This window comes from Clostridium brassicae (genome assembly GCF_026738875.1).
Lineage (GTDB): Bacteria > Bacillota > Clostridia > Clostridiales > Clostridiaceae > Clostridium_H > Clostridium_H brassicae.
This window is the reverse complement of sequence record NZ_JAPQFJ010000018.1, coordinates 39,106-62,249: the sequence shown is the minus strand read 5'-3', so window position 1 is coordinate 62,249 and position 23,144 is coordinate 39,106. Positions and strand designations below refer to the sequence as shown.

Here is a 23,144-nt window from a genome sequence, read left to right as displayed (position 1 = left end):
ACCAAATTCTTCTAAAAATAGTTTAAATATATATTTAAACTATTTTGTCTCTCTATTATGTATTTATTTAAAATAAATATAAAAATGATTATGTAAAATATGATACTTATGTAACAAAAGATGCCCTATTAAAATATTTTAATAGTATAGTTATTTTAGGGGGCCAAGATATGAAATATGAAATAATTGATTGCATTGATGCTGGCACTGAGTATTGCCCTTGTCATTTAGCAGAAACCGGTGACTGTCTCTTGTGTTCTCAACTCTGTGGTAAAACTTTTTGTGACTGCGTTAAATGGAAAGGAACATGTATATATCAAGAATATGTTTGGAATGGAGAAAAAGCTAAAGAAGGTAGAAAAACTTGTAAATGTAGATTAGTAAAAAAAGAGAGATTAGAAAATGATCTTATAATATTATCTATACGCACTACCCATAAGCAAGCTAAAGATTTAGTTCGCCCTGGTAGTTTCGTTTTTTTAAGAAACCCTTCTACAGAAGAATTTTATAATGTACCACTTTCAATTATGGATGTAGAACCTGAAGAAAATATAATAAAAATAGCTTTAGAAGTAAAAGGCACTAAAACTAAAAAGATAGATGAGATTAATGAAAATGAAGATATTTTAGTAAAAGGACCTTTTTGGAATGGAGTATTTGGATTAAAGCATGTTTATGAAAGTAAGGACGGTGTCTCCATTATAATTGCAAGGGGCATAGGTCAGGCTCCTATGATACCAGTTATGAAAAAACTTTATTCAAATGGTAATAAAGTAATAGTTATTGTTGATAAAGCAAATTATAGTAATATTTTTATAAAAAATTACTTGGAGCTTTGTAGTGTAGAAGTACTAGAATGTAATACTTTTCAAAATGGTGAAATAACAGATGATTTAAAGAAAAATTTAAATAAATTATTAACTAACGAAAAAGTAAATTTAGTGCATTGTGCAGGACCTGATATCTTAATTTATAAAGTAATGGAGTTTTTAGATGACAGAATAAATTATTCTTGCTGCAATAATGCCAAAATGTGTTGTGGTGAAGGGATATGTGGAGCATGTACCTCTAGATTTAAGGGCCATAGAGTAAAAAGGCTTTGTAAAATTCAGACAGACCCTAAATATATTTTTGAAGGGAGAAGATTAATATGAAGGTTATAATAATAGGTGGTGGATGGTCTGGATGTGCAGCTGCTATTACAGCTAAAAAAGCTGGGGCTCAAGTAAGCATTTATGAAAAAACGGATATGTTACTAGGATTAGGTAATGTAGGTGGAATCATGAGAAACAACGGAAGATTTACAGCGTCAGAAGAATTGATTGCACTTGGAGCTGGAGACTTGATACATCTAACAGACAAAAATAGCAGACATAAAAATATTGATTTTCCTGGTCACAAACACGCATGGCTTTATGACGTAAATAAAATTGAACCTGAAGTTAGAAACTACTTAAAAAACTTAGGTATAGATTTAAATTTTACAAAACGAATAGTCGATGTAGAAAAAGAAGGAGTAAAAATTAAAGGTATATATTTATCTGATGGATCTTATGTAGATGGAGATGTTTTTATCGAAACTACTGGCTCTACTGGCCCTATGGGAAATTGTCTACGTTATGGCAATGGATGTTCTATGTGTGTATTAAGATGCCCTGCTTTTGGTCCAAGAGTTAGTATTAGCGCTAGAGCAGGTGTTGAAGATCTTCAAGGTGAAAGAGATATTGATGTATTTGGAGCTTTTAGTGGCTCCTGTAAGCTTTGTAAAGAAAGTTTAGATAAAGATATAATAAAAGAACTAGAAGAAACAGGTGTGTATATAGCTAAGATACCTCCAGAAGATATAAACCTTGACAAACTTAAAGTGAAAGTATGTCAGCAGTATGCTTTAAAAGAATTTGCTGAAAATGTTATATTATTAGATACAGGTCATGTAAAGCTTATGACTACTTATTACCCTTTAGACAAATTAAGAAAAATTAAAGGTTTTGAGTCTGCGAAATATATCGATCCTTATGCTGGTGGAAAAGGAAACTCTATAAGATATCTTTCAGTAGCTCCAAGAACCGATGATATGAAGGTAAAAGGAATAGATAATTTATTCTGTGCTGGAGAAAAAGCAGGACTATTTGTTGGTCATACAGAAGCAATATGCACAGGTTCTCTTGCTGGTCATAATGCAGTTAGATATTTTTTAGGTATGCCAATGCTTATTCTTCCAAGAAGTATCGCTATAGGAGATATAATTGCTTATGCTAATTATAAGATGATGACAAAAGAAGGAAGACGAAATAGATATACATTTGCAGGTGCAGAATATTTCATTCGAATGAAAGAACAAAGCTTATATACAATTAATGTAGAAGAAATTAAATCAAGAATAGATAGATTAAATTTAACTGGAATATTAGGAGAAGTTCTAATATAAAATAGTAGAAAAACTAAGAACTAAAATGGACACAAGGATAACGACTTCTAAGGAGTAAAATTCCTTAGAAGTCTGTTAATAACTTTAATATGCAATAAAAATTCCACTTGAACCCAAGAAGCATGTTTATATAAATTAAATTATTATCCTATATAACTAATAAACTTAGTGTTACCTTACTCCTTCTATTCTACAAACTTGAATATACTTTTATGTTGAATTATAGATTTACATACATTTTGAACAAGTACCACATCCTAATGACTCTGCTTGTTCTATTGAAACCTTTCTTGCTCTATTAGGATTCATTCTTCCACAGTTAGAAATTGAATGATATTTCTTTCCTGTTTCCGATAACCAAACTTGTCTACTTTTTTTCACAGATTTTTTAGTAACATTTTGCTTTTTTTGAGTTTTCTTAAGAGACTCATTATTTTTTATAGTTGCGTTATTTTTAGAATTTTTTACTGCAGGCTTAGTAGGTACTATCTTATTATCTTGAGTATGTGTAGTGCTTTCTTTAATATCTGTAATATTTTCTTTTGACTTATGATTTTCAAAACTATCACTATATCTATTATTATACATTATTTAATTATATTGCAAATTAATATAATTATTTTATAATTTATATATAATTACTAAATCTTTATCGTAATATAAGTCAAATTACAAGGAAAGGATGACTTCAAGATGGCAGAGGTATTTTTAATATTATTAGTATTGGGATACTTGATTTACAAAGTTACTTTCGAAGTACCGAAAGATATTAAGAGAATTGAAGATAAAATTGATATATTAAAGTTACATCTTCAAGAAATTGAATTAAAACTAGATCAAATTAATAAAAAAATTGATAACAAATAATATATTATTAATTCACAAAACAGTTTACTTAAATATCCCAAAAGAACTATTGATTTATTTGTGTAGTACATATATCATAGTATTCATACTAAGTAGTAATAAAACATAACTAGAATTGGAGCATAGATTAATGAAAAAATTCAAAAAATTATATATTGAAATCACAAATGTATGTAATCTGGCATGCAAATTTTGTCCACAAACCAAACGGAAACCTGAATTCATGAAAGTAGAAACTTTTAGTAAGATATTAGATGAGATAAAACCTCATGGTGAATATATATATTTTCATGTAAAAGGAGAACCTCTTCTTCACCCTGAAATAGATAAATTTTTAGATTTAAGTTATAAAAAAGGTTTTAAAGTTAATATAACTACTAATGGAACACTTATAAGTAAAGTTAAAGATAAGATAATTATGAAACCAGCATTAAGACAAGTCAATTTTTCATTACATAGCTTTGACGGAAATGAGAAATCTGAAAATAAAGATGAATATATAGATAACATTCTCTCATTTGTAAATGAAGCTAATAAAAAAACAGATATATTAGTATCTTTAAGATTATGGAACCTGGATAAAAATAATATATTAAATCTTCAAAAGAAAAGAAATCATGAATTACTTGAAATAATCGAGAAAGAGTTTAACCTAGATTATAAAATTGAAGAGAAAATACTTCCAGGTAGAGGTATTAAACTTTCTGATAAAGTATATTTAAATCAAGATCATGAATTTAAATGGCCTGATTTAAAAGAGGAGGAAGATGATGGTAAAGGTTTTTGTTATGGACTTAGAAATCAAATAGCCATACTTGTAGATGGGACTGTTGTACCTTGCTGTCTTGATGGGGAGGGAATTCTTAATCTTGGGAATATAAATGAAAATCATTTTTCGGAAATAATAGAAAGTAACCGTGCTAATAATATTTTTAATGGTTTTTCAAAAAGAGAAGCCGTGGAAGAATTATGTAGAAAGTGTGGATATAGAAAAAAATTTAATTAAAATAAATTGTCTTCAACTAGTTAAACATTCTAAGTATAGGCTATTATCTAGTTGAAGACAATATTTTCACTTAAAAACCTCCAAAAAACCTTTTGGCAATATCTACAGCTTCCTTTGCATCCTTAGCATAATAATCTGCATTTATCATTTCAGCATATTCTTTATTAAGAACTGCTCCACCAACAAAAACTTTGCAATCTAGTGCATTATCTTTCAAAAGCTTTATAGTGCCTTCCATACTTTTCACTGTAGTAGTCATTAAAGCACTTAATCCAACTAATTTTATATTGTTTTTCTTTACTTCTTGCACTATTTTTTCCTCAGGAACATCTTTTCCCAAATCCAAAATATCAAACCCGTAATTTTCTAATATAACTTTCACTATGTTTTTTCCTATATCATGAATATCTCCCTTAACAGTAGCCATTAATATTCTCCCTTTATTTATTTTAGGACAATTTTCGTTTCTAAGTTTTTCTTTTATGGCTGTAAAGGCTCTTTTTACTGTTTCCGCTGATTGAATTAACTGTGGCAAGAAAATTATTCCTTTTTCATATTTTTCTCCAACTTCATCTAGTGCGGGAATCAGTTCTTCATTTATTATTAAAAGTTCATCAGTATATTTGAGAAGTTCCTTTGTTTTACTATATGCCTCTTTCTTTATTCCTTTAATAACTATTTCTTTTAAAGTTAATTTTTCACTTTCAATTTTTACTGTCTTTTTAATTAAGGTTTCATTACCATATACTTCTATATAATTTATAGCTCCTTTGTCCTCATTATTTAAAACTTTAAAAGCATTTATAACATTTATCATTTCTTTATTGTTAGGATTTAATATTGGTAAATCCAATCCAGCTTGAAGGCTCATAGCTAAAAAAGTTTTGTTTATAAGTTCTCTATTGGGTAATCCAAAAGATATATTAGATACCCCCAGCACTGTTTTAACTTTCAATTTTTCTTTAACTAAAGCTACAGCTTTAAGTGTTTCTCTAACCTCTTCTTGTTGTGCTGACACCGTTAAAACTAAACAATCAATAAATATATCTTCTCTTCTTATTCCATACTCTAATGCTTTATTAACTATTTTATAAGCTATTTTTAGCCTTTCTTCAGCCTTTTTAGGTATACCATTATCATCCAAAGTTAATCCAACAACTGCTGCTCCATATTTTTTTATTAATGGTAATATATTTTCAAGTACTTTATCTTCTCCACTTACAGAATTAACTATAGGTTTACCATTATATACTCTTAGTGCATTTTCTATAACTTTAGGATTATTTGAATCTATTTGAAGAGGAGTATCAATTATGGATTGAATCTCTTTTATAACTCTCCTCATCATTTCATCTTCATCTATTTCTGGAAGTCCTACATTTACATCCAATAGTTCTGCACCAAATTCAACCTGGTTTATTGCTTCTTTTAATATATAATCCATATCATTATTGCGTAATGCTTCTTTAAATAACCTCTTACCTGTTGGATTAATTCTTTCTCCTATTATCTTAACACCATCTATTAAAACTGTTTTTGTAGAAGAACATACACCGCATATATTTTTTTCTTCTAGCTTTCTTACCCCTATGTTATTTAGCTTATTTACAATTTCTCTTATAAATTCATCATCTGTTCCACAACAACCACCTACAATTCTTACTCCTTTATCTACAATACTCTTTTGAAAGTTTGCGAATTCTTTAGGTTTAATATTATAAATAGTCTTTCCATTTTTAACTATTGGAAGTCCTGCATTAGGTTGAACCATAATAGGTATGCTTGAATATTTTATTATATCATCTACAATGTCACCTAATTCATTTGGTCCTAGTGAACAATTAACACCTAAAGCATCTACACCTAATCCCTCTAAAGTAAGAACCATAGATAATGGAGTGCATCCTGTGAAAGTTCTCTTATTTTTTTCAAAAGTCATAGTGCAAAACACAGGAAGATTTGTGTTTTCTTTTGCTGCCAAAATAGCTGCCTTAGCTTCGTAAAGATCCGTCATGGTTTCTATTAAAATTATGTCTGCACCACTTTTTTCCCCTTGTATGATCTGTCTTTTGAAGATTTCATAGGCTTTTTCAAATTTTAATGTCCCCATAGGCTCTAAAAGTTGTCCTATTGGTCCTATATCCAATGCTATAAATATTTCTTTGTTTTCCCTTGCTATTTTTACATTATCTATTGCTTTATCTATAATACTTTCTACAGAAAATTCACTATTATTAAGCTTAAGCTCATTTGCACCAAAAGTATTAGTTGTTATAACCTTTGCTCCTGCCTTTATATACTTTTTGTGTATATTTATTATTTTTTCAGGCTCCTTTATATTTAATTCCTCTGGTAAATCAGAAAATTTTAGCCCTAATTTTTGAAGCATTGTTCCCATAGCACCATCAAATATTAGTATATTTTCCTTTATATATTCTCTAATGTTCACATATATCACCTATCTTTCTAAATTCACAACTATTAAATTTATTACATTGACTACAAGTCTTTTTCTTTACTATAACTTCTTTTTGAATTATCCCTATAATAGCAGTTACAGATTTTCTAGGTATTAATATATTATAGGTTGAAACCGTTAATCCTATAGATCTTTCAGCATCTAATGCTTTTAATAAACTTCCTTGTACATATATATCCAAATCTCCATAACCTGGACTATATCTGAAATTTATACTTAATTTATCTTTTTCTACTTCTCTTTTTATCTGATTTTCTATAAAATCACAATATTCCTCTATTGCTGTTGTAGCACAAGCATCTAAAATTACTGCTTTAGTCATATTAGCTTTTTCGTAATACAATATTTTTCTATCAACTGCACTACCTAAAGTTGCAGCCATTATACAACATTTACTAGATTTATTTAAATGATGTATAATATCATTTCCATTTAATTTTAAATTAATATCTATTAAATTAACCTGATTATCTATTTTAACCATAGAATACATATAAGTACTTCTTAAATTAACTAAGTTTCTCATTTCTTTTATACATTCTTCTATAAGGTCATTTATTTCATTAGTTATTTCCTGTCCCCTATATCCTAAGTACCTTAAAACCTGATTCTTATCTATATTTAGATTATTATTGTCCATTTTACATTCACCCTACCTATTAAATTCAAAAATTTTTGTTTTTTAGGATATATATTTTTAGTCTTTTTATATTCTAAGTAAAAATTTTCTGTTATTTAATCATCAGTACCAATCAATATATTTTTAACTAGTATTAATTTTCAAACTGCCATTTCTTTATTTATTGAATTAAATATTGACTTTGTACTTTCTGTTATTTTTCTAGCTACATAAGGATTATTCATTGTATATAAATGTATTCCTTTTACTCCACTAGATACTAAATCAACTATTTGTTCTACTGCATAAGCTATCCCTGCATCCCTAATAGCTTCTTTATCATATTCATATTTATCTAATATTTTTATAAATTTTCTTGGTAATGTTGCACCAGTTATTTCAACTATTCTCTTAATTTGCTTTTTATTGACTACAGGCATTATTCCCGCTTGTATAGGTACGTTTATATTGTTTTGATATACTTTATTTAAAAATTCATAGAATATAGCATTATCGAAAAATAACTGAGATATTAAATGTTCTGCTCCTCCATCTACTTTTCTTTTTAATTCTTTTATATCTTTTTCTAAACTTTCACATTCAATGTGACCTTCTGGATAACAAGCCCCTGCTATTCCAAAGCTTTTATTTTCATTTATTTTTCTTATAAGTTCAAATGCATAATTGTATTCTCCAATAATACTTTTCTCCTGTGGAATATCTCCTCTCAAGGCTAATATATTTTCAATATTATTTTCCTTGAGTTCATTTAGTATTAAATCTATATCCTGTTTTGTTGAGTTTATACAAGTTAGATGTGCTAATGATTCTATGCCATATTTATTTTTTACAAGTGAAGATAATTCACAGGTTTTATTATGTTTTAAACTTCCACCTGCTCCATAAGTTACACTTATAAAATCTGGTGTTAAATCTTTTAATTCTTCTAAAGTTTGATATATTGTTTTTATAGATGATGTTGCTTTTGGAGGAAAAATTTCAAAAGAAAACACCAAATTTTTTTCATTAAATAAATTTTTTATACGCATTTTAAATCCCCCTAATTAAAATATTTTTAGCCCCTTTAAAATTTATAAATCTGTTTGAAAACTATATAAATCTGGAAATATTAAATTTTTAATTTTTTACATTGTCTACTTATTCTTTAACTGGTAATCTAAGATATTATTTTATTTATTGAACATATTAACTATATTAATATTTAAAAAAGTTTTGTTATAATGGCATTTCATTATATTCTAAAGATTTGCCTTCTTATAAAGTTACATATATTTAAATCTTGAGAAACTAAAAAAACCTAAAGGATAATTCCCTTAGGTTTAATATTCCTAGACATATCCTCATCTCCCAGCTTCTGCTGCAGGATTTAGCACCTTATATGCTTTTTTACATATAGGTTGCTGGGTTTCATAGGGCCAGTCCCTCCACCACTCTTGATAAGTATTAATTTTAATTGTAATTATATAATAAAAATTTGTTATTGTAAATAGCTTTTGCAACTTATGTTATATTTAACTATCCTTATGTTCTCTCTATTGTGCACTTTTGTATTTACATAAAACTGCTTTTATAGCATTATAGTCCACTTCATTTGGCAATAATTCCTTAATAGGTTTCAGTCTGTCAGTAGCAGCTTCTTGAATCTTTTCTAAGATAAGCTTTTCATACTTTTCTGGAATAAATATATCCCAATTTACTTCTAAACCTTCTAATCCACATCTCATCAAATGATCTTGTACAGTAAGGAGTTTTAACCCTCTCCTCTGTGAAATTTCATCTAATGACTTACCTTCATTATACATATTTAAAGTTACAATATGACTTGGTACTTTATCCTCTTTTTCTTTATCCGCTTGAGTTATCGCTATCTCTTCAAAGTTTCTAATTTTATTTTCATTATTATACTCTATTAAAACATTCAAGAACTCTTCTCCATATCTTTCAAATTTCTTTTCCCCTACTCCTTTAATATTTAACATCTCTTCTTTATTTAAAGGTATCTTTTCACTCATATCCTTTAGGGAAGTATCCGCAAATACTATATATGGTGGAACTGCTTCTCTTTGAGCAATTTTCTTTCTAATATCACGAAGCATATCAAATAAAGATGTATCCACCTGAATTCTCTCTTTCTTCTTATAAACTTTTTGTGTAACTTTTAGTTTATTTTTAAGAACATCTATTGCTTTATTTTTAAGTTTGACTACTGCAAATTCCTCTTCTGTTAAATTTAAATAATCCTCTGCAATAAGCACATTTATTAAGTCTTTTATACCATTTATTGTGTAATTCTTCATTATTGCATAAGTAGATAATTTATCAAAATTTAAATTCAATACTTTTTGATTTTTAGATCCTCTCAGAACTTCTGCTATGAGAGTAACACCATACTTTTCTCTCATTCTGTATATACAAGAAAATATTTTTTGAGCTTCTATTGTAATATCAATAATTTCACTATCACTATTACAATTACTACAATTATCACAGGTTTCTTTAATATTTTCTTCTCCAAAATACTCTAATATGTATTTTCTTAAACATCTAGTAGTATGACAGTAATCCACCATTGATTGAAGCTTTCTATACTCATTAATCTTTCTTTCTTCATTAAAAACTGTTTGTTCAATAAAATATTTTTGAAGAATAGTATCTCTAGGTCCAAACAACAAAATACATTCTCCATTTTCTCCATCTCTTCCTGCTCTTCCTGCTTCTTGGTAGTAGGCTTCAATATTTTTAGGCATATTATAATGAATAACAAATCTAACATTGGATTTATCTATTCCCATTCCAAATGCATTTGTAGCCACCATTATTTTAATATCATCATATAAAAATTCTTCTTGACTTTTTTCTCTTTCATTATCACTCATGCCAGCATGATATTTTCCTACAGAATATCCCTTTTTATTGAGCATACTGCATAGATTATCTACTTCTTTCCTGGTTGACGCATAAATTATACCAGACTTTTCTTTGTTATCATCTAAATATTTTAATATAAATTTTTCTTTATTTTCATTTTTTATAACGGAAAAGGAAAGATTTTCTCTATCAAATCCCGTTACAAAAATATTAGGTTCATCTAATGTTAGAAGATTTACTACATCTTCTCTAACATCTGTAGTTGCCGTTGCTGTAAAGGCAGATACAACTGGTCTTGGATTAAACCTCTTAATAAATGGAGCAATTGATCTATAACTTCCTCTAAAATCATGACCCCATTGTGAAGCACAGTGAGCTTCATCTACTGCAATTTGAGAAACATTCAAGGTTTCAAATAATCTATAAAAAGATTCTACTTCCAATCTTTCTGGAGCCACATATAAAAGTTTTAATCTTCCAAAAGCAGCTTTATGTATTGTATCCTTTACTTCATTTATACTTTGACTACTATTTATAACTCCTGCTGATATACCTAAACTATTTAAAGAGTCCACTTGATCTTTCATAAGAGAAATCAATGGAGATATAACAATAGTAAGTCCTTTCATTATTACTGCAGGTATTTGGTAACAAAGAGATTTTCCTCCTCCTGTAGGCATAATAGCAAAGGTATCTCTACCTTCTAATATGCTATCTATAATCTCCTTCTGTCCTTTTCTAAATTCACTATACCCATAATACCTTTTTAAAATTTCTTCTGCTTGCATTTCTGCCTCCTATATAATAAAACCTTATTCCTATAATAACACATCTATAATTATAAAACATATCCATATATAAATAAATGCCCCTTATAAGGAGCATTATATTTCATATTATTAATACTTTTATTTTTTATCCCTTAAGAACTATTTTTATATTAATATTATTTCAATAGATCTTAATTCATCTATATTTATATCCTTATCTAAAATTTTTATAACTTTTCCTTCAACCTTTTTTGAGCCCTTTATATATTTAATTAATTTTAGATAATTAATTCCTGCTATTATACTTTTTGTATCGGTTTCATTGAATACTTCTTTTTTCCCATTTTTGTAGTTAAGTCCAAGCCTCATTTCTATTCCCCCATTATAATAGATCTTACATATAATTTATATTCGTCATCTATTATAATATGTATTAATTTCACACTAATTATTTTATATAGTGTTATCTTTAAAGTTACATTTAATATTTAAATTTCATATATTAAATTAACTATTAAATAAATTATGATATAATAATATAAATTTATATTTTATTTTGAAACTTTTCTAAAATTGATTAATTTAAAACTTATTATAGACAGAATAAAAATTCTTAATTTAGGTGGATTCTTAATCTCACATCAAATATATAAAATAGTATGTAAAATGAGTATATAAACCATATAAGAATAAAAGGAGTAATTTATGATTTATTATTTAGTTGGATTATTGGATAAACATTCTTATAAAGCTGTAGAGAAAATTCAAAAATATCTTTCAGATAAATTTGACTTATATACCGATTTACCTGTTCTTCATATAACATTAGAAGTTATTAAAGACCCAAATATAAATAGCCTTTTACCAGTATTAGAGCAAATAATAAAAAAATATAATAAGTTTTATATTAATATTGATGGAGCTATTTGTTTCAATCCTCCATATAAATCTGTAAATCTAAAAGTTGAAAAAAATGACTATATAATGGATCTAATAATTGATATAAACTCAACTTTGAAAAATAATAAATTTACTGTAAGAGAAAATGTAGATGATTGGGATTTGCATATCTCCTTAGCTAATCCATATTTCGCCAAAAGAGATTGGTCAGAAGAGGATTTTTCTAATGCTTGTATAATTGCACATGAAAATAACTTTCAAAAAACTGGACAAATAACAAAAATTGAACTTTGGAAACCTGTTAATGATAAAGATTCTATGGTAGTTCAAAGCTTTGATCTGTATTCTGAAGCTTAGATTTACACTAGTTTTCCTACACTTTACAATTTAATAGGGGTAATAAAGTAGTAACTTCTCTTTAACATTTAACTTTTTAAAATTTATTAATTTAAAAATATGTTTTTAAATTGCTGAGTTTAATTATAATAGGGTTTATTTTAAAAGTATGCTAACTCAACAATTTAAAAACAATAAAAAATAAATTAGATATTGTTTCTATTTAAATATTTTTTTGAATATATTTCTAGGCTTAGATGGAGACTTATCATCTATTTTACATTTTAAATCTTTTTGGAAAATAGTTTCACCATTTTTATATAATACAAATTTTCCAAAATAATCTTCTGGATATATAGTTGAGTGAATAACCTTAGGTTTTATTACTTTTGTTTCATAACTTTCTCCTTTTTTAAAAGGAAGGATTATATCTTCGTCACTTATTAAACTTACTTGTTTATTTTCATCATAATTATATTTCTCGATGATTTGATCTTTACTTGCTACTTTTTTAAATTCATAATTATTTTTTACATAATCATATATTTTTTTTGTCTCACTCCATCTTGGGGTACAATTAAGTACTACTATAATAATATCGTCTTCTCCCATATCTACAGAACTTACTAAACATTTACCCGCACCACCTGTATACCCAGTTTTAACACCATTAGCATTAGGAATTTGATACAATATTTTATTTATATTGTGATAGCTTCTGCTAAAACCATATTCTGAAGCTTCTACATCTTTCACACTTACAATTTTATTAAATAAAGGTTCCTCTTTAGCTTTAGCTGTTATTAAGGCTAAGTCATACGCAGTAGAATAATGATATTGACTATCTAATCCATGAGGAGACTCAAAATGAGAATTTGTAACACCTATTTCCTCGGCATATTCATTCATAAGCTTTGAAAACTCATCTACACTACCACACATACCTTCTGCTATGGTAATAGCAGCATCATTACCAGATCTTAGCATAAGGCCATATAGAAGCTCTTTTAATGTTATCATTTCTCCTTTTTTATACCCTACTTCTGAACCATGAATATTAGCCGCATTAGATGAAACTTCAAATTTCTCATCTAAATTACCATATTTTAAAGCTACCAATGTAGTCATAATTTTTGTCGTACTTGCAATGGATACTATCATATCTGAGTTTTTTTCGTATAATACACATTTTGATTTACTATCTATAGCAATTGCACTTCTAGCATTAATATACATTGGACTTGCTTTTACGTTACTTACTGGTACACTAAAAAAAAATAAGGTACATAAAAATACACATATAGTATTTTTTAGTTTCATACTTTAAATTTCACCTACCTTTATTTCTTATTCTTTTCAAAAATAAAATTAATAATCGTGTAATGTTTTTCTTTATCTGATGTCTATCTACCAATATTGCCATATCATTTGAAATAGAAATTAAGAATATGTTACGACCTTAGATAATCAATTTTTATTTTTAATTAAAATAAAAAAGCTCCACTTAAGAATAAGAATTCTGCTTATAATTGTTATATTAAATAGATATTAGGTAAATAATAATAACTATAATAATATTTGGAGGATTTACAGTGAATTGGTTATTAATTGTATTGATTATGTTGATTTTCATATTTTTACCTTTTCCTATATTAGTAAATATAAAATATGAAAATTCATCCCTTTTAATATATCTATTTAAAATTAAAATATATCCAAGAAAAAAAACAAAAAAACCCTCAAAAAATAAAAGGAAAAAATCTAAAAATTATTCTATAAATCAATATCTTTCTATATGGAATAGTATAAAAACAAATGCATTTAAGCCAAATTTAAATTTTGATTTACACATAACTTATGGACTCGATGATGCTGCACAAACAGCAATATTTAACGGTATACTATGGAGTTTTTCTTCGATTTTATATAACTTATTTTATTCAATTTTTAATGTTAAAAAATTCAAACTAAATATTAACCCTAATTTTGATAAATCTATGTTATATATAAATATTAAAAGTATAATTTTTATTAATATAGCTAAAATTATCTACATAAGCCTTATATTGTTTTTTTCATTAAAATTTAAATATAAAACTTTTTTAAAACCAAAGGAGGTAATTTAATTGGATAATCATCCTATAGAAGGTCTAATGAAAAGCACATTAGAAAATTTAAAAGACATGATCGATGTTAACACTATAGTAGGTGATACTATTGAAACCAAAGATGGAACTCTAATCATTCCTATATCCTGTGTGTCTTTAGGTTTTGCTGCTGGTGGCAGTGAATTTTATCAGAAAAATGTTCCATCAACTGATACAAAATATCCTTTTGGTGGTGGATCTGGTTCCGGAGTTACTGTCAAGCCCATAGCCTTTTTAGTTATAAAGGGAGACATGATAAGACTTCTTCCTGTTAATCAAAAAAATACATATGATAAACTTGTAGATAGTATTCCCCAGATAATTGACACATTAAAAAATTCATTTTCTCAAAAATCTTGCAAAAAAAACAAGGAAGAAATTAAACAAGAGATTAAAGACGCAGTAGAACAAGAGTTAAAAAGAGAAGTAACTGTAGAGGAATATTAATATTACTCCTCTACAGACATGGTAGTTTCTTCTTCAATAGATGTTGATTCTTTATCATAATCTATAAAACTCTCCAAAAGAGGCATTTGATTTAAGTTCTCAAGACCAAAATGCTTTAAAAATTCATCTGTTGTTGCATACATAATTGGTCTTCCAGGAACTTTTTTTCTTCCTGCCTCTTTAATTAACTCTTTTTCCATTAAAGTTTGAATAGCTTTATCACTCTTAACTCCTCTAATTTCATCAATTTCTATTCTCGTTATAGGTTGTCTATAAACTATTATTGCAAGAGTCTCTAATGCTGCTTTAGACAAACCTTGCCTAGAATTGGTTTTTAAAAGTTTTTGTATGTAATCACTATTTTCAGACTTTGTTACAAACATATACTCATCATTAATATTTATAAGGGTTAATCCCCTATCTTTTAACTCATATTTTTTTCTAAACTCTTCTAATAAATCTTTAGTATAATTTTCACTACAATTTATGATTGAAGCTATTTCTTTATAAGCTAATGGTTCTCCACTTACAAAAAGTAAAGATTCTATTATTGAAAAATATCTATCTTTAGTAGATGCTTCATTCATTTCAATTTGATTTATGTCATTAACGTTCATTAACACCTATCTCCTCTACATATATTTCCTTAAAGTTATTTTCTTGCACTACAGATATTACTCTTAATCTTATAAGTTCTAATAATGCTAAAAAAGTAACTACTTTTTCAATTTTACTTGAACAATTTTTTATAACTTTTGAGAAATATAGCTTTTTATTATCTATTAATTTATTAGTTATTTCAGCCATCTTATCTTCAATTTTAAATTTATCTAAAGGTATTTCTTTATCCATTGCATTTTCAGTATTCATCTTATTTCTATACGTAGATATTAATCCATTATACAAATTAAATAACTTTAGAATTGTTATATCCTTTAAAATATCCACATCTTTAGTTTTGTCTTTTTTTTCTTCTATTATCTCAGGCTTTTTCTTAAAAACAACTCCTACCTTCTGTTCTCTTTTTTCTAAAAATTCAGCAACCAACTTATATTTCTTATATTCTATCAACTTATTTATAAGCTCTTTTCTAGGATCATTTTCCTCCTCGTTTTCTTCCTCTTTGGATATTGGAAGAAGCATTCGAGATTTTATTTCAAGTAAAGTAGCTGCCATAACAATAAATTCAGATGTAATTTCAAGGTCCACTTCCTTCATGCTATCTAGATATTTCAAATATTGAGTAGTTATCTCATAAATCTTAATATCATATATATCCATCTCATTTTTTTTAATTAAGTGTAAAAGCAAGTCAAAAGGTCCTTCAAAATTTTCAATTTTTATATTCAATATCATTTAAAATCTCTCCTAAATTTCTTATAAGATACTCTTTTTCTATAGAGATTAACGTATTCATTCTTAATTGCATTAGAATTTTTATTACTGATCCTATAAGTTTACCATTGTTTACTCCTAAATTACCTACATCTTTTCCAGTTATAGAAAGATTCACTTCCATAAGGTTGTTTAAGTAATTTATTATTTTATATTTTAATTTTTTTTCTAAACTTAATAGCTTTAACTCATTTAAACTAAAATTTTTCATTAATTTATATATTTTATAGTTATCTGATGTAGTAAATAGATTATCACAAATAGTAAATCTTGAATTAGCAAAATTTTTAAATGATTTGATTAATTGCTTTTTTAAAATAGAATTATTAATAAAAATATCTATAAATTTTTCATCTCTTAAAACTGAGAATAAATTTAAAATTCTATCATCAATCTTATTATAATCAAAAAATTTATTTTTTTTACCAAGCAAACTAGAATCTATACTAAATATATTATAATAGTCACATAATATCATGTTTTCTATCCATTTCTTTTCAGAACACATTAAAAATATTTCTCTTATAATTCTATCATTGCTGATATTAAAAATCATTTTATTATCTATAGCTAATCTAATTTCTTCTTTATCATAAATCTCAAAATCATATCTTACTGAATATCGTATAGCTCTAAATATTCTAGTAGGATCTTCTGCATAGCTATATTTATGTATTTTTTTTATCTTTTTTAACCTAATATCCTCTATGCCTTTATAGGGATCAACAATCTTTCCACTTGAAATATTATATGCTACAGCATTTACAGTAAAATCTCTTCTGAAAAGATCATCCTTTAATTTAGACGGTATAATGTTTGGAAGAGCACCATTATAGCTATAAGATTCCTTTCTACATCTTATAAGGTCTATTTCTATGCCATTATTAAACTTTATATTACTTGTTTGGAATTCTTTATGATATCTATACTCTTTTATATAAGATAGTTTGTTTATTATATTAATAGGATCTTCTGTAATACAAATATCTATATCATTAATTTCACTATTTAAAATTATATCCCTAACTGCTCCACCTACTATGTAAGCATCTATTTTCTCTCTATCACATATATTTTTAATTAAATTTACTATATACCGCTGCTCTTTGTTGAGCTTATTTATTAAATCCATAACCTTCCCCTCTATCTTTAAATACTTATTTATATTATAATACAAAATAATAATCTATGTATATAAACTATATATAACTGTATAAATTATTAATATATCTATGTTTATAGAGTATAACATTAAACTTTAATTAGAGAAAATTGATATATTTGAGAGAATAATTTTTGCCGAATTTTTGACGTCAAAACAAAAGACTAAGATTAATTCTTAGTCTTTTGTTGCTATATATAATAGTAGAGATTTTTCTATTGCAAATTATCTTTTAATTTCAAAACAAAATCAAAAATAGCTCCAAGTATAAATAAATCTATAAACTTTCCAGTATAATATTGTAATATACTTACAGTGCACAATAACTTTTTTTCAGGAAATACATAGAATCCACCTAAAGAATATTTTGAAAGAATAATTAAAGACTTTAAAGATGAATTTGTAATAAATTTATTGATAATTTCGTCTGACCAAAAACCATTAATTAAATAGTACGATCCAAAACTCCAGCTTCCAATAATCACTATTAATAAATATGACAAAATAATGCACCTACTCTAATCCATATACTCTTTGATACAACAAATGACCCAATTAAGCACCCTATAGAAACTACTATAAATATTAAGAAGATTACTAAAAATATCTTCTTGTTTTTAATTGAATATATAGTTGTATAAAATGAAGACATTCCTAAGAAAAATGTAAAGCAATACATAAATAAGACACCTATTATTCTAACTTCCATATTATAATTATAGATAGTATCTCTAAAATAAATAATTATCAATATAGATAAGAGAAGTACTCTTATAATTACAAGACATATTGTTAAATTAGTATTTGTGGAAAACTTAATCATTGATTCAATAAAAAGCAAGTTAGATACTAATAAAAAATATTTAATTCTTATTGGTTGATTAATGAAAAAATTATTAATTTTTATAATCTATATTAGCTCTTTGGACTCTAGTTTTTGTAATTTTCTCCTTTGTAGCTGTCAGCCTTATCTATTTGCAGATAAAGAACTTCATGCCCAGCTGATTTTAATAAATCAGCAGTCTTTACAGCAATTTTTCTTACTTCTTTACTTTCATTTAAAAAACCTACAGCTCCACTACCTGTACCACTTAATGTATGTCCTGCTGCTACTGCTATTTTCATAAATACTACCTCCTACTTTTTTAAAATATTAAAGAGCAACAATTACTGCTGCTCTTTGTTTTCTTTTACTGCTTGTCTAGCACTAGACTGACCAAAGTAAAATCCTATTATTAATGTAAATACAGAAAGAAACTCTGTACTGGATAAGCTACCTTTAGTGCTTAAATAACAAAATACTATAGTAGTCAATAAAGCTATTATCTTTTTTATTTGTAAAAACTCTTTTAGAAATCCCATATAAAAACCTACCTTTCTAATTTTTCTTCTATCTTATCTACACTTTTCTTAACATCATCTAGTACATTAAATTTCTGTGTTAGATCTGATATGATTTCTTGGTATTTACCCTCTCTCTTTGAATTTTCTTTTAAAACATAAAAAAGGAGGTAAGTGAAAAATATCGCAAACACCCCTTGACTAGCAACCATTTTAATTACTTCATTTTCCACATTACACCTCCAAGTATAAAAAATTTAAATTTGCCTAAACTATTTGTATACCTTCACTAGCTTGAATTTAAATAAGAGTAATTGACCACGTAGGGATTACTCTTATTTTTTTACAATAAAAAAAGACCTTATCGGTCTAATATTTTTTAATACATAATAGTTCATTAAAAGACAAAGGTTTTAAAAACAATCTTTCTGATTCTAATACTTTTTTACTCAATATAGCACCTCCGCTCTATACTTTTGCTTATTTAACAATTTTGTCATAACTCAGTGTGCCATATTTGCTACACACTTCTCTTTTAAGATGTTTCAGTTACTTTCTTAAATATTTAATTTTAATAGCGATATTCAATAAATAAGTTTATATTTTCATATTTATAATAATTTATCTATTCAATGCTGGTATATAAAATCTTTTAAACTCAACTCCTTGAATAAATCCAAGTTCATAATAAACTGATTCTGCAGGATTTCCCAAAGTTACAAATAAGCGTAACACAGGATATTTATTATTTAAAACAGTTAATGCCTTTTTAATCATTGTTTTTGCGAGATGCTTTCCTCTATATGAAGGATGAACCCCTATATTATATATTAGAGGCCACTCCTCAAAATATGAGATGAGGCAGCAACCTATTAATTTTCTTCCTTCTTTATCATATATAAGTGTAGATGCTTCAACTAATATCTCTTTAGTACTATCCTTAAAATACTCATTTACTTCTTCTAAAGTATCTTCGTACTTAGAATATGTATCACTATTAAAGCTTTCATAAAACAGTTTAGCAATTTCTATACTATTGCTCTGTTCAGGTGTTTTTACTATTATACTCTCATCCCAATCAAATTCAAAAACTTCAGTAGGTCTTATCATCCATCTCTTATTTTTGTCTGATGAAAACCCCATCATTTCAAAATATTGATATTGTTCTTGTGGAATTTGATAAGCATATATGTTTTTGCTTGAATCTGACCATTTAACCAATAATCTTTTTAGTAACTTTGTTATTTCAAATATGTTTGTAAACGAAGGAATAATAAATAATCGTGATAGTACATTAGGTTCTATTAGTACTCCACCTATTCTCACTTCACGGTATTTTATCCAGTAAAAACTATTATTTTTTGCAAAGGGATTATCTAAACTTACTGCTAATCGCAAATCCCAATGTTTAACTGCAAATCTATTATAAATTTTATCCCCATAAATTGATTCATATATTGCAAATTCTTTAGGATTAGCTCTCACAATTGAATATTCATCTGAAAGTTTATAATAATCTATATTTCTTGACCAATTTTGCATATTATCTAAAACTCCTTTACATAAATATATTAAATGCTGCATATATGTTCATAAATCAAATATATTATATTTTAAACTCTTTACGCCATTATTGCTTTATAATAACCAATAATAATACATGTCCAATTATACCATATTTAATATTAAAATATATATTATGTAAAAACAGGAGTGCTACCTCTATTTAATTGGTTTTTAGAGAGATATTTAGCAACCTAAAAAAGAGCCATCAGGCTCCTTTAATTTTATTACTAAAGTCGTTGGATATATTTTTCCTTTTCCATTTTCCTGCATTGTTCTTCTATGATGAAATCCTAAGAAATCAAAACCTCCTTTGCCATCCCACAAGTTAACAAACTTAGTTTTCTCGGGGTGTAATCCTAGCTCAAGTTTTCTCATTATTAATTTAATTGCATTACAGGCATGATTAATTTCCTTTTTGGTTCTTGAAATAACTATAAAATCATCACAATATCTTATTAACGTTCCTAAATGTGAATAATACTTCTCCTATACTGTATCAAGATAGTTTAAATATATATTTGACTAATTACTCCACCTTGCGGTGAGCCAATTAGGCTCTCTTTGTATTCGCTATTCTCTATAATTCCTACCTTTAGCCATTTCCTAATCAGCTTTAGAATTCTTCTATCACTAATTTTCTGTTCTATTAATATCATTAACTTATTGTGGTTAATATTATCAAAATAGGATTTTATATCAGCGTCTAATACTTAGATTCTGTAAAGAAAATACATGGTATGGTTAAAAAAGGTCTAAAAGAATCTACAATTACAAATGGTAATTATAATTTTGATAATGCAGAAGAAGCTATGCAATTTATTCTAAAACAGCCTAGCATAATGGGCTTTGGTGGATTTGATACTTCGAAAATGAGTGATGATGAAATTGTAGAATTTGCTAATGAATTATTAAATGTACTAAAAATGTTAAGGCCTAAATATAAAAAATAATTATGCAAATGGTGGGGATAAGATGTATTTATGGATAGATAACATATTAGAGGGTCTTAAAGATACATATAATACTAATAATGTTTACGAACTATATGATTATTTAGAAATACAAATGATTAAATTAGAACCAGCTAATATCTTATTAAGATGTAATGAATATTTTTACTACAGGAATTACTTCGGAAATGAAATAGTTCTTGTAAGAAATGATTTAAATTTAGAATATGAAAAATTTATATTAGCACATGAGTTAGGACACGCATTACTCCATACTGAAACCTGTGAAGCAGCTTTTAATAAAAATTTAATTAATACTGGTAAATTAGAAAAACAATCTAATTATTTCGCCTTAAAATTATTAAATTTAGATATAGATCCTGTAGCATTTAAAGGTTTTAATATAGAACAAATTGCTAGTAGTTTATATTTACCAACAAATTGTTTTGAAAATATTACAGATAAGATTTAAGTAGTGTAAGCACCCCGAACTAATTTTATATATTAAAAAGAGGTGATAAAATGTCAAAAGTAACTATTATAGAACCAGATATTACTCCAGAGGGAATGAAGAAAACTTAGAAAAAGTAAAACAAGTATTGGAAAGTATTACACATAGGACTGTTGTAATAACTCATAAGGAAAGAAGGTGAACTAAATGGACTACAACGTTACTTGGAGAAAAAAAGATAAAGGTTGGCAGTGTATTATATCTTATAAAGATTCAATTGGAAAATGGAAACAGAAAAGTAAACAAGGATTTAAAACGCAGAAAGACGGTAAAGCTTGGTTAGATAAAACAGTAAAAGAATTAAAAAAGAAAGTTAAAGACTCTATTGATCCTACGTTAGATAAAATAACTTTTGGTGAATTTTGTGATATGTATTTAGAGCATATAAAATTATATAAGGCTATTAATACCATTAATTCATTTGGAGTTGTTATAAATATGTTTTCTGAACTAAAAGACAAAGACATAAATAAGATCACTAATGTTGACATACAAAAGATAATTGATAAGGTTGTGAAAAAAGGAAATCGAACCTTTGCTACATTAGAACAATATCTTATAAAATTAAGTTTAATATTTAAAGCCGCTTTAAATGATTATCACATTATATCTACTCTACCAACAAAAAATATAAAATTAAAAACTGACAAAAAAAAGAAATCTAAAAAAGCTTTAACTAAACAAGAATTGGATAATTTATTAAAAGATTTTAAAGACTCTAAGTATTATCTAGTTATTCTTATAGCATCTACTTGTGGGTTAAGATTAGGAGAAATATTAGGTATTACATGGGATAATGTAGATTTTAAAAATAATACCTTAACAGTAAATAAACAGTGGAACAAAGTAAGTGGTGGATTTGGATTTTGTGAATGTAAATCTAAAAATTCTTATAGAGTTGTTCCAGTTCCTAAAGAACATTACAGGAACTTAAAAAATATAGAAATGTAATAAATATAGATAATAGAGTATTTGATTTTAGAAGCACTAATTCTATTGGTATAAGTGTTAGTAGATGTTTTAAGATAAAAGGTTATGATATAAGTATCCATGAATTAAGACATACTTATGCCACAATGTTAATAGCTTCTGGATTAGATTTCAAAACCGTTGCTAAACTACTCGGGCATGATATACAACAAACAATGAAAACTTATTCTCATGTCAACGATGATATGATGAAAAAAGCAACAAATATTATTGAAAATATTTTTTAAAAATAATTTTTGACGTTACTTAATATATCCTTATATTTTAAGGATTACGTAAACTTTTTTGTTTTTTAATACAAAAAACAAAAAGTCCACAGTTTTAAACTGCAGACTTTATAT

General features: G+C 26.5%; 27 protein-coding genes and 1 riboswitch. Of the genes, 11 read left to right on the top strand and 16 right to left on the bottom strand.

All coding sequences use genetic code 11. The annotated features are described in order from the left end of the window. Positions 1-170 precede the first annotated feature (170 nt). A complete protein-coding gene (locus tag OW729_RS15390) occupies positions 171-1,154 on the top strand; it encodes a sulfide/dihydroorotate dehydrogenase-like FAD/NAD-binding protein (protein WP_268062437.1) in 984 nt (327 codons plus the stop codon). Further along, a complete protein-coding gene (locus OW729_RS15385) occupies positions 1,151-2,428 on the top strand; it encodes an FAD-dependent oxidoreductase (protein WP_268062436.1) in 1,278 nt (425 codons plus the stop codon). Before OW729_RS15390 ends, OW729_RS15385 begins: the two co-directional genes overlap by 4 nt. 228 nt (positions 2,429-2,656) lie before the next feature. Here the strand turns inward: OW729_RS15385 and OW729_RS15380 are convergent, their stop codons facing one another. Further along, the gene (locus tag OW729_RS15380; protein ID WP_268062435.1) at positions 2,657-3,016 is read right to left on the bottom strand and encodes a hypothetical protein; all 360 of its coding nucleotides are present in this window, start codon (positions 3,014-3,016) and stop codon (positions 2,657-2,659) included. A 105-nt stretch (positions 3,017-3,121) separates the two neighbouring features. Here OW729_RS15380 and OW729_RS15375 point away from each other — a divergent pair, with 105 nt between their 5' ends. Continuing rightward, the gene (locus OW729_RS15375) at positions 3,122-3,295 is read left to right on the top strand and encodes a hypothetical protein (RefSeq protein WP_268062434.1); all 174 of its coding nucleotides are present in this window, start codon (positions 3,122-3,124) and stop codon (positions 3,293-3,295) included. A gap of 130 nt (positions 3,296-3,425) precedes the next feature. Then, positions 3,426-4,301 carry a radical SAM/SPASM domain-containing protein gene (locus OW729_RS15370; protein ID WP_268062433.1) on the top strand — a complete coding sequence of 292 codons (876 nt, stop codon included), beginning with the start codon at positions 3,426-3,428 and terminating at the stop codon, positions 4,299-4,301. Positions 4,302-4,371: 70 nt separating this feature from the next. Here the strand turns inward: OW729_RS15370 and OW729_RS15365 are convergent, their stop codons facing one another. The 5 genes from OW729_RS15365 to OW729_RS15345 all read right to left on the bottom strand — a co-directional run bounded on the left by OW729_RS15365 (position 4,372) and on the right by OW729_RS15345 (position 11,427). Further along, positions 4,372-6,750 carry a homocysteine S-methyltransferase family protein gene (locus OW729_RS15365; RefSeq protein ID WP_268062432.1) on the bottom strand — a complete coding sequence of 793 codons (2,379 nt, stop codon included), beginning with the start codon at positions 6,748-6,750 and terminating at the stop codon, positions 4,372-4,374. Next, positions 6,740-7,420 (bottom strand): methionine synthase, encoded by a 681-nt coding sequence (locus OW729_RS15360; RefSeq protein ID WP_268062431.1) that lies wholly within the window; start codon positions 7,418-7,420, stop codon positions 6,740-6,742. The genes OW729_RS15365 and OW729_RS15360 overlap by 11 nt, the downstream gene beginning before the upstream one ends. A gap of 140 nt (positions 7,421-7,560) precedes the next feature. Continuing rightward, positions 7,561-8,448, bottom strand: a complete 888-nt coding sequence (metF, locus tag OW729_RS15355; protein ID WP_268062430.1) for a methylenetetrahydrofolate reductase [NAD(P)H] — start codon at positions 8,446-8,448, stop codon at positions 7,561-7,563. A gap of 309 nt (positions 8,449-8,757) precedes the next feature. Beyond that, positions 8,758-8,863: riboswitch (SAM riboswitch) on the bottom strand. Between the two features lie 89 nt (positions 8,864-8,952). Continuing rightward, positions 8,953-11,076, bottom strand: coding sequence for a DNA helicase RecQ (recQ, locus tag OW729_RS15350; RefSeq protein ID WP_268062429.1), 2,124 nt, complete (start codon positions 11,074-11,076; stop codon positions 8,953-8,955). 147 nt (positions 11,077-11,223) lie between these two features. Beyond that, complete coding sequence (locus OW729_RS15345; protein ID WP_268062428.1) at positions 11,224-11,427, bottom strand: hypothetical protein; 204 nt, start codon at positions 11,425-11,427, stop codon at positions 11,224-11,226. A 336-nt stretch (positions 11,428-11,763) separates the two neighbouring features. Here OW729_RS15345 and OW729_RS15340 point away from each other — a divergent pair, with 336 nt between their 5' ends. After that, on the top strand, positions 11,764-12,315 hold the full coding sequence (locus OW729_RS15340; RefSeq protein WP_268062427.1) for a 2'-5' RNA ligase family protein: 552 nt from the start codon (positions 11,764-11,766) through the stop codon (positions 12,313-12,315). Positions 12,316-12,513: 198 nt separating this feature from the next. Here the strand turns inward: OW729_RS15340 and OW729_RS15335 are convergent, their stop codons facing one another. Then, positions 12,514-13,614: a D-alanyl-D-alanine carboxypeptidase family protein gene (locus OW729_RS15335; RefSeq protein ID WP_268062426.1), complete on the bottom strand. Its 1,101-nt coding sequence runs from the start codon at positions 13,612-13,614 to the stop codon at positions 12,514-12,516. A 299-nt stretch (positions 13,615-13,913) separates the two neighbouring features. On the opposite strand from OW729_RS15335, the gene OW729_RS19510 reads away from it, so the two are divergent. Both OW729_RS19510 and ytfJ read left to right on the top strand, forming a co-directional pair. Next, complete coding sequence (locus tag OW729_RS19510) at positions 13,914-14,420, top strand: DUF2953 domain-containing protein (RefSeq protein WP_407647695.1); 507 nt, start codon at positions 13,914-13,916, stop codon at positions 14,418-14,420. Further along, positions 14,421-14,888, top strand: coding sequence for a GerW family sporulation protein (ytfJ, locus tag OW729_RS15330; RefSeq protein WP_268062425.1), 468 nt, complete (start codon positions 14,421-14,423; stop codon positions 14,886-14,888). Between the two features lie 2 nt (positions 14,889-14,890). On the opposite strand, the gene scpB is transcribed toward ytfJ, so the two are convergent. The 9 genes from scpB to OW729_RS15285 all read right to left on the bottom strand — a co-directional run bounded on the left by scpB (position 14,891) and on the right by OW729_RS15285 (position 20,760). After that, positions 14,891-15,505, bottom strand: a complete 615-nt coding sequence (gene scpB / locus OW729_RS15325; RefSeq protein ID WP_268062424.1) for an SMC-Scp complex subunit ScpB — start codon at positions 15,503-15,505, stop codon at positions 14,891-14,893. Continuing rightward, on the bottom strand, positions 15,495-16,244 hold the full coding sequence (locus OW729_RS15320) for a segregation/condensation protein A (protein WP_268062423.1): 750 nt from the start codon (positions 16,242-16,244) through the stop codon (positions 15,495-15,497). Before OW729_RS15320 ends, scpB begins: the two co-directional genes overlap by 11 nt. Further along, on the bottom strand, positions 16,222-17,415 hold the full coding sequence (locus tag OW729_RS15315; RefSeq protein WP_268062422.1) for a tRNA nucleotidyltransferase/poly(A) polymerase family protein: 1,194 nt from the start codon (positions 17,413-17,415) through the stop codon (positions 16,222-16,224). The genes OW729_RS15320 and OW729_RS15315 overlap by 23 nt, the downstream gene beginning before the upstream one ends. A 245-nt stretch (positions 17,416-17,660) precedes the next feature. Further along, positions 17,661-17,948: a hypothetical protein gene (locus OW729_RS15310; RefSeq protein ID WP_268062421.1), complete on the bottom strand. Its 288-nt coding sequence runs from the start codon at positions 17,946-17,948 to the stop codon at positions 17,661-17,663. 427 nt (positions 17,949-18,375) lie between these two features. After that, entirely contained in the window at positions 18,376-18,570 is a 195-nt protein-coding gene (locus tag OW729_RS15305) for an N-acetylmuramoyl-L-alanine amidase (RefSeq protein WP_268062420.1), read from the bottom strand. A gap of 42 nt (positions 18,571-18,612) precedes the next feature. Further along, on the bottom strand, positions 18,613-18,807 hold the full coding sequence (locus OW729_RS15300; RefSeq protein ID WP_268062419.1) for a hypothetical protein: 195 nt from the start codon (positions 18,805-18,807) through the stop codon (positions 18,613-18,615). A gap of 8 nt (positions 18,808-18,815) precedes the next feature. Beyond that, positions 18,816-19,019: a BhlA/UviB family holin-like peptide gene (locus OW729_RS15295; RefSeq protein ID WP_268062418.1), complete on the bottom strand. Its 204-nt coding sequence runs from the start codon at positions 19,017-19,019 to the stop codon at positions 18,816-18,818. A 388-nt stretch (positions 19,020-19,407) separates the two neighbouring features. Further along, positions 19,408-20,328: a GNAT family N-acetyltransferase gene (locus OW729_RS15290; protein WP_268062417.1), complete on the bottom strand. Its 921-nt coding sequence runs from the start codon at positions 20,326-20,328 to the stop codon at positions 19,408-19,410. 207 nt (positions 20,329-20,535) lie between these two features. Beyond that, on the bottom strand, positions 20,536-20,760 hold the full coding sequence (locus tag OW729_RS15285) for a hypothetical protein (protein WP_268062466.1): 225 nt from the start codon (positions 20,758-20,760) through the stop codon (positions 20,536-20,538). Positions 20,761-21,089: 329 nt separating this feature from the next. Here OW729_RS15285 and OW729_RS15280 point away from each other — a divergent pair, with 329 nt between their 5' ends. The 4 genes from OW729_RS15280 (at position 21,090) to OW729_RS19440 (ending at position 23,030) form a co-directional block, all read left to right on the top strand. Beyond that, positions 21,090-21,302, top strand: a complete 213-nt coding sequence (locus OW729_RS15280; protein WP_407647690.1) for a hypothetical protein — start codon at positions 21,090-21,092, stop codon at positions 21,300-21,302. A gap of 22 nt (positions 21,303-21,324) precedes the next feature. Then, positions 21,325-21,774 carry an ImmA/IrrE family metallo-endopeptidase gene (locus OW729_RS15275; protein WP_268062416.1) on the top strand — a complete coding sequence of 150 codons (450 nt, stop codon included), beginning with the start codon at positions 21,325-21,327 and terminating at the stop codon, positions 21,772-21,774. Positions 21,775-21,960: 186 nt separating this feature from the next. Further along, entirely contained in the window at positions 21,961-22,764 is an 804-nt protein-coding gene (locus tag OW729_RS15270) for an Arm DNA-binding domain-containing protein (protein ID WP_326498384.1), read from the top strand. Between the two features lie 125 nt (positions 22,765-22,889). Beyond that, positions 22,890-23,030, top strand: coding sequence for a hypothetical protein (locus OW729_RS19440; protein ID WP_326498383.1), 141 nt, complete (start codon positions 22,890-22,892; stop codon positions 23,028-23,030). Positions 23,031-23,144: the final 114 nt, after the last annotated feature.

Excerpts from the sequence above, each read along its gene's own strand:
- OW729_RS19440 (WP_326498383.1), top strand. The coding sequence starts at position 22,890 with ATGTTAATAGCTTCTGGATTAGATTTCAAAACCGTTGCTAAACTACTC.
- OW729_RS15280 (WP_407647690.1), top strand. The coding sequence starts at position 21,090 with ATGGTTAAAAAAGGTCTAAAAGAATCTACAATTACAAATGGTAATTAT.
- scpB (WP_268062424.1), bottom strand. The coding sequence starts at position 15,505 with ATGAACGTTAATGACATAAATCAAATTGAAATGAATGAAGCATCTACT.
- OW729_RS15340 (WP_268062427.1), top strand. The coding sequence starts at position 11,764 with ATGATTTATTATTTAGTTGGATTATTGGATAAACATTCTTATAAAGCT.
- metF (WP_268062430.1), bottom strand. The coding sequence starts at position 8,448 with ATGCGTATAAAAAATTTATTTAATGAAAAAAATTTGGTGTTTTCTTTT.
- OW729_RS15385 (WP_268062436.1), top strand. The coding sequence starts at position 1,151 with ATGAAGGTTATAATAATAGGTGGTGGATGGTCTGGATGTGCAGCTGCT.
- OW729_RS15390 (WP_268062437.1), top strand. The coding sequence starts at position 171 with ATGAAATATGAAATAATTGATTGCATTGATGCTGGCACTGAGTATTGC.
- recQ (WP_268062429.1), bottom strand. The coding sequence starts at position 11,076 with ATGCAAGCAGAAGAAATTTTAAAAAGGTATTATGGGTATAGTGAATTT.
- OW729_RS15315 (WP_268062422.1), bottom strand. The coding sequence starts at position 17,415 with ATGGATTTAATAAATAAGCTCAACAAAGAGCAGCGGTATATAGTAAAT.
- OW729_RS15335 (WP_268062426.1), bottom strand. The coding sequence starts at position 13,614 with ATGAAACTAAAAAATACTATATGTGTATTTTTATGTACCTTATTTTTT.
- OW729_RS15275 (WP_268062416.1), top strand. The coding sequence starts at position 21,325 with ATGTATTTATGGATAGATAACATATTAGAGGGTCTTAAAGATACATAT.
- OW729_RS19510 (WP_407647695.1), top strand. The coding sequence starts at position 13,914 with ATGTTGATTTTCATATTTTTACCTTTTCCTATATTAGTAAATATAAAA.
- OW729_RS15370 (WP_268062433.1), top strand. The coding sequence starts at position 3,426 with ATGAAAAAATTCAAAAAATTATATATTGAAATCACAAATGTATGTAAT.
- OW729_RS15345 (WP_268062428.1), bottom strand. The coding sequence starts at position 11,427 with ATGAGGCTTGGACTTAACTACAAAAATGGGAAAAAAGAAGTATTCAAT.
- OW729_RS15270 (WP_326498384.1), top strand. The coding sequence starts at position 21,961 with ATGGACTACAACGTTACTTGGAGAAAAAAAGATAAAGGTTGGCAGTGT.
- OW729_RS15375 (WP_268062434.1), top strand. The coding sequence starts at position 3,122 with ATGGCAGAGGTATTTTTAATATTATTAGTATTGGGATACTTGATTTAC.
- OW729_RS15290 (WP_268062417.1), bottom strand. The coding sequence starts at position 20,328 with ATGCAAAATTGGTCAAGAAATATAGATTATTATAAACTTTCAGATGAA.
- OW729_RS15305 (WP_268062420.1), bottom strand. The coding sequence starts at position 18,570 with ATGAAAATAGCAGTAGCAGCAGGACATACATTAAGTGGTACAGGTAGT.
- OW729_RS15320 (WP_268062423.1), bottom strand. The coding sequence starts at position 16,244 with ATGATATTGAATATAAAAATTGAAAATTTTGAAGGACCTTTTGACTTG.
- OW729_RS15360 (WP_268062431.1), bottom strand. The coding sequence starts at position 7,420 with ATGGACAATAATAATCTAAATATAGATAAGAATCAGGTTTTAAGGTAC.
- OW729_RS15380 (WP_268062435.1), bottom strand. The coding sequence starts at position 3,016 with ATGTATAATAATAGATATAGTGATAGTTTTGAAAATCATAAGTCAAAA.
- OW729_RS15300 (WP_268062419.1), bottom strand. The coding sequence starts at position 18,807 with ATGGGATTTCTAAAAGAGTTTTTACAAATAAAAAAGATAATAGCTTTA.